Origin of the sequence: Candidatus Infernicultor aquiphilus, from assembly GCF_002784285.1 — a bacterium.
Lineage (GTDB): Bacteria > Atribacterota > Phoenicimicrobiia > Phoenicimicrobiales > Phoenicimicrobiaceae > Infernicultor > Infernicultor aquiphilus.
The window spans coordinates 972-8,910 of the sequence record NZ_PFKO01000219.1 but is presented as its reverse complement, the minus strand read 5'-3'; the positions used below and the strand labels follow the sequence as shown (position 1 = coordinate 8,910).

The 7,939-nt window shown below is 34.3% G+C and carries 7 protein-coding genes; 4 read left to right on the top strand and 3 right to left on the bottom strand.

Translation table 11 applies throughout. The features are described 5' to 3' along the window. Positions 1–97 precede the first annotated feature (97 nt). Both COZ07_RS05735 and COZ07_RS05730 read left to right on the top strand, forming a co-directional pair. Positions 98–1,714, top strand: coding sequence for an S-layer homology domain-containing protein (locus COZ07_RS05735; protein WP_406607616.1), 1,617 nt, complete (start codon positions 98–100; stop codon positions 1,712–1,714). A gap of 217 nt (positions 1,715–1,931) precedes the next feature. Beyond that, a complete protein-coding gene (locus COZ07_RS05730; RefSeq protein ID WP_406607615.1) occupies positions 1,932–2,867 on the top strand; it encodes a hypothetical protein in 936 nt (311 codons plus the stop codon). 85 nt (positions 2,868–2,952) lie between these two features. Here COZ07_RS05730 and COZ07_RS05725 read toward each other — a convergent pair whose 3' ends face one another. The 3 genes from COZ07_RS05725 to COZ07_RS05715 all read right to left on the bottom strand — a co-directional run bounded on the left by COZ07_RS05725 (position 2,953) and on the right by COZ07_RS05715 (position 5,246). Then, a complete protein-coding gene (locus COZ07_RS05725; RefSeq protein WP_406607614.1) occupies positions 2,953–4,368 on the bottom strand; it encodes a caspase family protein in 1,416 nt (471 codons plus the stop codon). A 34-nt stretch (positions 4,369–4,402) separates the two neighbouring features. Next, a complete protein-coding gene (locus COZ07_RS05720) occupies positions 4,403–4,747 on the bottom strand; it encodes a hypothetical protein (protein ID WP_406607613.1) in 345 nt (114 codons plus the stop codon). A gap of 154 nt (positions 4,748–4,901) precedes the next feature. Next, complete coding sequence (locus COZ07_RS05715; RefSeq protein ID WP_406607612.1) at positions 4,902–5,246, bottom strand: hypothetical protein; 345 nt, start codon at positions 5,244–5,246, stop codon at positions 4,902–4,904. Positions 5,247–6,025: 779 nt separating this feature from the next. Here COZ07_RS05715 and COZ07_RS05710 point away from each other — a divergent pair. Then, on the top strand, positions 6,026–7,246 hold the full coding sequence (locus tag COZ07_RS05710) for a clostripain-related cysteine peptidase (protein ID WP_406607611.1): 1,221 nt from the start codon (positions 6,026–6,028) through the stop codon (positions 7,244–7,246). Positions 7,247–7,285: 39 nt separating this feature from the next. Beyond that, positions 7,286–7,867 (top strand): LPS export ABC transporter periplasmic protein LptC, encoded by a 582-nt coding sequence (gene lptC / locus COZ07_RS05705; RefSeq protein WP_406607610.1) that lies wholly within the window; start codon positions 7,286–7,288, stop codon positions 7,865–7,867. Positions 7,868–7,939 lie beyond the last annotated feature (72 nt).

The following is a 7,939-nucleotide window of genomic DNA, read 5'->3' as shown; positions in this document are numbered from 1 at the left end:
AGAGAAGATGTTAATGAGGGAACGAAGGATACTCAACTAATAAATTCTCCTTAAGATGGGACTGACTGGTAATATATAAAAATCAAGGAGAAAAATAATGAAAAAATTAGCATTAGTATTAGTATTAGTTTTTGTTTTCGCTCTTCCTGTATTCGCTAATCCTTTTGTAGATGTTCCTCTAAATCATTGGGCTTATGATTCAGTACAGAGTTTAGCGGCAAAAGGTGTCATCGTTGGTTATCCTGACGGTACTTTTGGTGGCGGAAAAACTATGACTCGTTATGAATTTGCCGAAGCAGTAGCTAAAGCTTTAGCTTATGTAGAAGCTAAAGGTTATGCTTCTGCTGATGATGTAGCAGTATTAGAGAAATTAGCTATTGAATTTGCTGATGAATTAGCCAGCTTAGGAGTAACTGTAGCTGATTTAGAGGCTGCTGTAGGTGCAAACAGTGCAGCAATCGCTGTATTAGAAGGAAAAGTAGCCAAACTGGAAAAATTCTTTGAACCAGTTAAGATCACCGGTTCATTTAAGGCAACTTATAAATTACCCAGCGATACTAATATAGCAACTTTGAGTGATGAAACAAAATTTAATATTGTTGCTACAATTAATGAAAAGACTACTGCTGGTGTTACCGTAAAAATTACCGATACTCTTACCGGTGCACCTCTTGCTACAGCTGTTACCTGGGATGACTTCTTTATTGATTACCAGGGCGATAAGGCACAATTAAAAGTTGGAGATGTTAAACCAGCTACTATCGCATTAGGGCTGATATATAATGCCGCTGATTTTGAAGGTGCTTTAATGACCTGGGATTGGCTGGATGGAGAATGGACCGGATTTACCAGAGTAGATGATTTCTACACTGCAAATACTGATTTTGGTCTTTTAGGTGTTACAGCTTCTTTCGACAAGTTAGCTGGTATCTATGTTGGTGGTGCAGATTTATACTATGACATTAATGATGATACCAATATAGCAGTTGAAGGTGCTTATCAAAGTACAGGTGATTTTGCAGGTGCTGCTGCCTTTGCAACTAAGATTGGAGATTTAAGCTTACAGTTAGATGGTCATTATGTTACTGGTGGATTTGGGCCAACTATGATGAAGACGACAACTTTAGCTTTGAAGCCTACTTCGTATAGTTATGATTATGCTGCCGATAGATTAGGCGGTGAAGTAAAGGTTTCCTATCCACTTACTGATGCATTAGCAGGAAGTTTAACTTATACCAATGATAATACAATTGCTTTGGTTCCTGTGATTAGTCTAGGAGTTGCTGAATTAGTCTATACAGTTGATGCAAGTACTAAAGAAGCTGCAGATGTCAGTTTTGGATATGATTTATTAACTAATGGCTATGTTGCGTATGTTGGTTACAAAAATTATCCACTAACAGATGATTTGAAGGCGAGCGCCTCCTATCAATATGCGAGTCTTATTGCAGAACATACTGGAGTGCTTACTTTAAATTACACTTACTCAGAGGTATTAGGTGTACAATTAGACGGAAGGTATGATAGTGTTCCTGCTGCCGGCGCACCTGTATACAGTGCAGAGGTTGCTTTAACTCATGCTTTAGCTGAAAATACAAAACTAGTCGTAGGATATGAATACAATGATTGGGATGCGGATACTAAGCTTATAAACAAAAGAAATATCTTGAATAACGTCGGCACTTTAAAAGCAGAACTTTCAGTAAGTTTCTAATCTTAAAAGCTTAGTGGGATTCTACAAAATAACCCTCAGAAATTTTTCTGGGGGTTATTTTTTTGGGAAAATATTTGCGTAATTCAGAGAATAATACTATAATAAAACAATATTGCGTATCGCGTCACTAACGACTAAATTAATTGGCTAATTGGTAGATTGGCAAATTGGTCAATTAAAATAATCGATAGATTATTTTAAAAGGCAGGTGATCTTAATGTTATTCAAAAGGATATTTTCTTTTATATTAATAGTAGCTTTTTTATGGACTTCAGTTTTAGTCCAATTTTCTTGGGCGGTTGAGGCATCGCAAGCAAACGTACTTGAAGATTTATCTCAGCTGGAAATTGCTATTTATGGAGTAGCTACCGCAGAAAAATCTTTAGTTGAACGGGTAGAATATTTAGAAAAAGAATTAGTGGGTCGAACTCTACCGGGCACCATTACCAGCAGAGTAAAGCAATTAAAAGATTTTATAATTGCCGGAACCCCGGAAGATCCTTCGGTAATCTTTAAAATAAATGCCTCTCAATGGATATTAGAAGCAAAAATTACTTCCGAACCTTTAAGTATTAAAATAGAAAATTTAGAGAATGTGTTATTTGGTAAGACATCAACTGATGTTTTAGCTATGAAGGCGGAAAACATATTTTCTTTATGTTTTAAAGAAAGTAAACCCCAAGTGGAAGAAGTAATAGTCCCTGCTGGTACCCTGGTGCCGGTTAATTTTTTAAGTTCCTTGAGTTCCAAAGATAATAAAACTGGAGAAACCTTTAATTTTCAAATCACTGAAAATATATTTATAGATAATAAATTAATTATTCCCAACAATTCGGAGGGGGTAGGCGAAATAATTAAGGTAAAAAAAGCTACCTTTTTATCTCGATCAGGGAAATTAGAGTTAAAATTTAAGCCAATTTCAGCTTTAGACGGTACTTCTCTTAATTTAATCTTAGGGGAAGAAGCCCAAAAAGAAAATACCAGGATTGCTATAGCGGTAGGAGTAGGAATTGTAGGATTAATTATTTTAAGTAACCCGATCGGTTTAATCGCTGGCGCCTTAGTCCCCGGTAAAAATGTAAAGATAGAGCAAGGTACCCAGATATTTTTACAGGTTAAAGAAGATACTAAAGTGATAGCCTTGGTACAATGAATTCGTATCTCGTATCGAGTATCGCGTGAAGAAGACAGAAACCAGAAGAAGTAGGGGCGTATGCAATACGCCCTCATATGCTATTTTAATATTCCATAATTGTAAAAGTAGAGTTATCAGGAGATACCTGAACATCTTGAGAAATCCTATAAGAAAAAACCCAATCTTTTACATAAAGATACGCTTCCTGTAAACTAACTTTGGTATCCAGATTGTTATCTGCCGGGTAATTACCAGAATAACCACAACCCTCACACAGAGCCATAGTGAATACTCCAAAAGGATTCCCCTGCTGAGGTATTATTTCCCAACATAGCTGGTAGTAATGACAGGAAGTTAAAACTTTATATTGATTGGTGGTAAGCAGCCCTTTGGTCTGTGCTTGGGAAAAGATATTAATAATATCATTATTAAAAGATTCCAATTCTTCTTTTGAAGTGATTGTTTCGCCCATTGACTTTCCGACAAACCCGCCGGAATAACAGGAATCAAGAAAGACTACTTTGGTGCCGGGTATTGCGCTTAAAGCACTTTCTAATTCATTTACACTGATGGCTGAACTGGCAAAAGAGGTCAAATCAGCAGGGCAGATATAAGAAGTATTTCCCACTATAACACCATGGCCGCTAAAATAAAAATAAGAGATATCGTTACTGTCTGCACCCGAAAAAGCAGAGGAAATACTCTGCAAAATATTTGATTTTGTTGCCTGCCAATCTTTCAGATAACTGATATCGGAAAAAAATGTATTTGATGTGCCAAATCTACATTGTTGTAAAATTTGACGTATTCTATCTACATCATAAGGAGGAGCAGATAAATCATTATCACTTCCTTGAATATAATCTCCGACTCCTACGCAGAGAGCCCGGTATACTACTTCATTTTGAGTGGCTGTCCCGACTGTAATTTCTGCTGATGTGCTTTTGGTGACTCCGTTTTTAGTATAAGATATTATAATAGTAGCAGAACCATCAGATACAGCCGTAACGGTACCGCTGTAACTTACGGCAGCACAATCAGGGTTACTTGAACTGTAAATACAGGCAGTAAGGTTTACATTCGCCGAGCTTGAGTCAGAATAGTAGGCAGTAACTGAATAGAAGGTTTGTGATTCCCCTACTGCAAGATTTATGGTAGTGGGGGAGACACTAATTCCGGTTAAAATAATTTTTGGAGCTGGCGGAATTATCGGGGTTAAAGTAATATTTAAATTAATAGTCTGGTTTGCTATAACATTAATTATACAGGAATAGCTTAGATAATCTGCGAGAGCTAAAGTAAAAACATGGCTTCCAGCAGAAACATAGGTTAAAGTAGAAGGAGTAAAATAGCCTGTATCCATACCATCTAAAAAGATTTTAGACCTCGGGGGATTGGTGGTTATTTCAATAGAACCAAAAGTATAAACAGCGGGGTAATAATACAGGCAGCCAGAGGTTAAAAGTAAAACAGTTATTATGAGAATAAATAGTAGTAAATATTTCTTTTTTTCTAACATAATATAAATTCCCTATGCTATTCTATTTTTTGTTTTAATAATTAAAATATACCTGAATATTTACATAATTTGAGCCGGTGTGTATGTTTTGAGTTTTTTGGCCAGAATACCAGCCGTCAATATCTTCTGCATAAAAAGTATGGTAGCCAGTTGTAATGAGATAAAAAGTTGCTTGCCCAAAATAATCAGTTGTTCCTAAAAAGTTAGAATAGCTATCCATATAAATATGATGAGCCCAATTACTATTAGTAATTTTGATGTAGACCGTACCTGTTTGACCGGTATCTGGTATGATTATCAAACATCCAGCAAATAATCCTAAGGTCAAAATTAAACTTATAATTAGAATACTCTTCTTAAATAATGTAGATTTCTTCATCATGTTTCACCTCTATTTTATGTTATATATAGGAAAGAAATGGGGACGGTTCTATTTTTTTTATTTTTTATTTCTCAAATGAAATGAAAATAGAACCGCTCCCCATTTCCTATTTAAATTAACAAAACATTATTTTATCTTAAAAAGTAGCTTATTACCAATAGGTAAAAATTACGATATTATTGCCTGATTGTAGTACTTTTATTTCCTGATGACTATAATTACCAGAGTTGTCTACAATTTGGACATAAGCTACTGTCCCTGCGGTAAGTCCCTGTACGATTGCTGACCCATTAAAGTCAATCCATTGACCGGTAGATGCCCCATTTATCCATACATAACCATAACACCAATAATTTTGCGAATACACGGTTAAAGTACAAGTTGCTGGCGGTATAATGATTGGTGGAGCAGTCGGTGCACAACCAGCAGAAAGTATTCCAAGTACCAGAATTAAGATTATTCCTAAAGAAACTTTTTTAAAAAACTTGTTTTTCATTTTTTATTCTCCTTTATAAAATATTTTTCACTGCAAGAGAAAAATAGTCAATAATCTAATTCATTTGAAAAATAAAGATTATAGTTTAATGCAAACGGTTTTAAAACACCTCCTTATTAAATTATTGTAATCAATATTAAGACATTCTGAGTAAAAAAATACTATTTTTATATTGATTATTTATATTATTATATCCTAAATACAACAAGAAGTATAAAAAATCCTTCTTTTTTTAAAATAGTTTTAAATATTTTTTTATTATTTTCTTTACGCAATACTCGATACGATATACGCGATACGAACAATAAAGTTTTAGACTTTAGACTTATAATATGTTATATTATTTAATATCATTTGAAAATGAGATAAAAAATTTTAGCTAGTAACTTGGTGACAATAAGTAGGGATATGCAAAGTCAGAAGACAGAAGTCAGAGGACAGAAGCAAATAGTAATGTATAATATGTAGGGGCAGACCTTGTGTCTGTCCGTAATGAAGAATGGGTAGGGGTTTGATTTATCAAACCCGGTAAAAACGGGTCGAATAAATTCGACCCCTACATTAAAAGCAATACTTTATATGAAAAAATTTTGAATTAGGGTTTCTCGTTTTTTGCTTTAAGTTTTTAGATGGAAAAAGGGATTGCCACGCTTCGATAAATCGAAGCTCGCAATGACTATATACTAACGAATAATGACTAGTTTGATCGGTAGATTGGAAGATTGGAAGATTGGAAGATTAATTGAACCAACTAACCAAACAAAAAGGAGTAATAATTTGTGAAAAATAAATATGTTATAATTTTTTTCTTATTTATCTTATCAATCAGTCTGACTGGTTGTTTCTTATTTCCTCCCATTGATGAAACTCCCGAATGGACAGTAATGGTCTATCTTGATGCTGATAATAATTTAGAAAGTGCCGGTATTGATGATATTAATGAGATGGAAATGGTCGGTTCCACTTCGGAGGTAAATATTGTAGTTCAAATTGATCGGGTTCCTTATAGTGTGTTGGCTTCCAGTAATCAAGGTTATGCTGATGATACTTCTAATGGTAATTGGACTACTACTCGAAGATATTATATTACTCAAGATTTTGACCCTATTCTGATAAATTCCCCATTAAAAATTGATTTGGTGGAACTTAATATGGGTGACCCTCAAACTTTAGTCGATTTTGCCAGCTGGGCGGCAATTAATTATCCGGCTAAAAAATATTTGCTAGTAATCTGGAATCACGGAGGAGGATTTAGGTCTCTAAATCTGGCTAAAGATATTGCCTGGGATGATACCAACGGTGGAGATAAGATAACTATGCCCGAATTGGAAGATGCCCTCTCTATGATTAGCGCTCAAATAGGGAAAAATATTGATCTAGTGGGGATGGATGCCTGTTTAATGGCAATGACTGAGGTAGCCTATCAGATAAAAGATTATGCTGATATTCTGGTTACCTCAGAAGAGTCAGAGCCCGAGGGTGGTTGGCCCTATGATACTATTTTAAGTCAATTAACTTCTAATCCTTCTCTTACCCCTACCCAACTGGCTACTAATATCGTAGATGATTACATTTTTACTTATCCTACTACCTATGTCACTCAATCAGCTATTGATTTAAGTTATATGGATACTTTAACTGGTCAATTATCTAATTTAGCCTTTGGAATTATGAGTGATTTCTCTACTCCCAAATATCAATATATTCTTGCTGCTGCAAGCAGTCAGCATTATAGTGATTATGATTTTATTGATTTATACGATCTTTGTAATAATATTTTTGATCATTCTAATAGCCTGGAGATTAAAAATATGGCTATAATTATCCAACAAACCTTAAATTCTGCAGTAATAAAATCAGGTTACAGTGGAGTAGGCGTAAGTCGTTCTCGAGGACTTTCTATTTATTTCCCTTACTATTATTACGATAGTTATTATAATAATACTAATTTTGCTCAGGATACTTCTTGGAATGAAATGCTTTTATCTTTGGGACTTTAATGATATTATTATAATATGCTAAAAAAAAGATATTTATGGTTGATTTTAATAATAATTTTAGCCTTAACCCTTTCCTTATATTTTATCTATAATGGAAAAAATAAGAGTTCGGTTCAGACGAAAGAGGTGATAGAGGAAACCGAAGAAGATATAGTAGTACAAGAAGCTCCAGTTAAGATAGAGAAGGGCACCGTAGCAGGGATTAAGCAAGGCAAAAAGGAATGGGAGATAGAAGCGGATAAAATATCTTTAGGAGAAGACAGAAAAAAGACTATTTTTGAGCAGATTAATAGAGCTACTATTTTTAAAGAGAATAAACCTCATTTGCAGGTACAGCTTAACCAGTGCATTGCGGATATGGAAAGCAATAGTATGGAATTAATTGGTGATGTGGTTATTAAATCTGAGGAAGGGGATATCTTAAAAGGGGATAGATTTTTCTGGGATTCTAAAAACGAGAAATTAACCAGTATCGAACCAGTAGAAGTAATAGCAAAAGAAAACAGAATTATTGCTAACCAGTTTTCCACCGATATTGAATTGAATAATTTAGAATTTAACGGAAATGTAAATGTTACCATTAAATTGAAAGGAGCATTAAAAGTAAATGATAGACTATAAGAAAATTTACCTAACAAAAACTCTGCTGATATTTGGTATTATATTTTTAGTTATATTTTTGTTCTTTGGTGC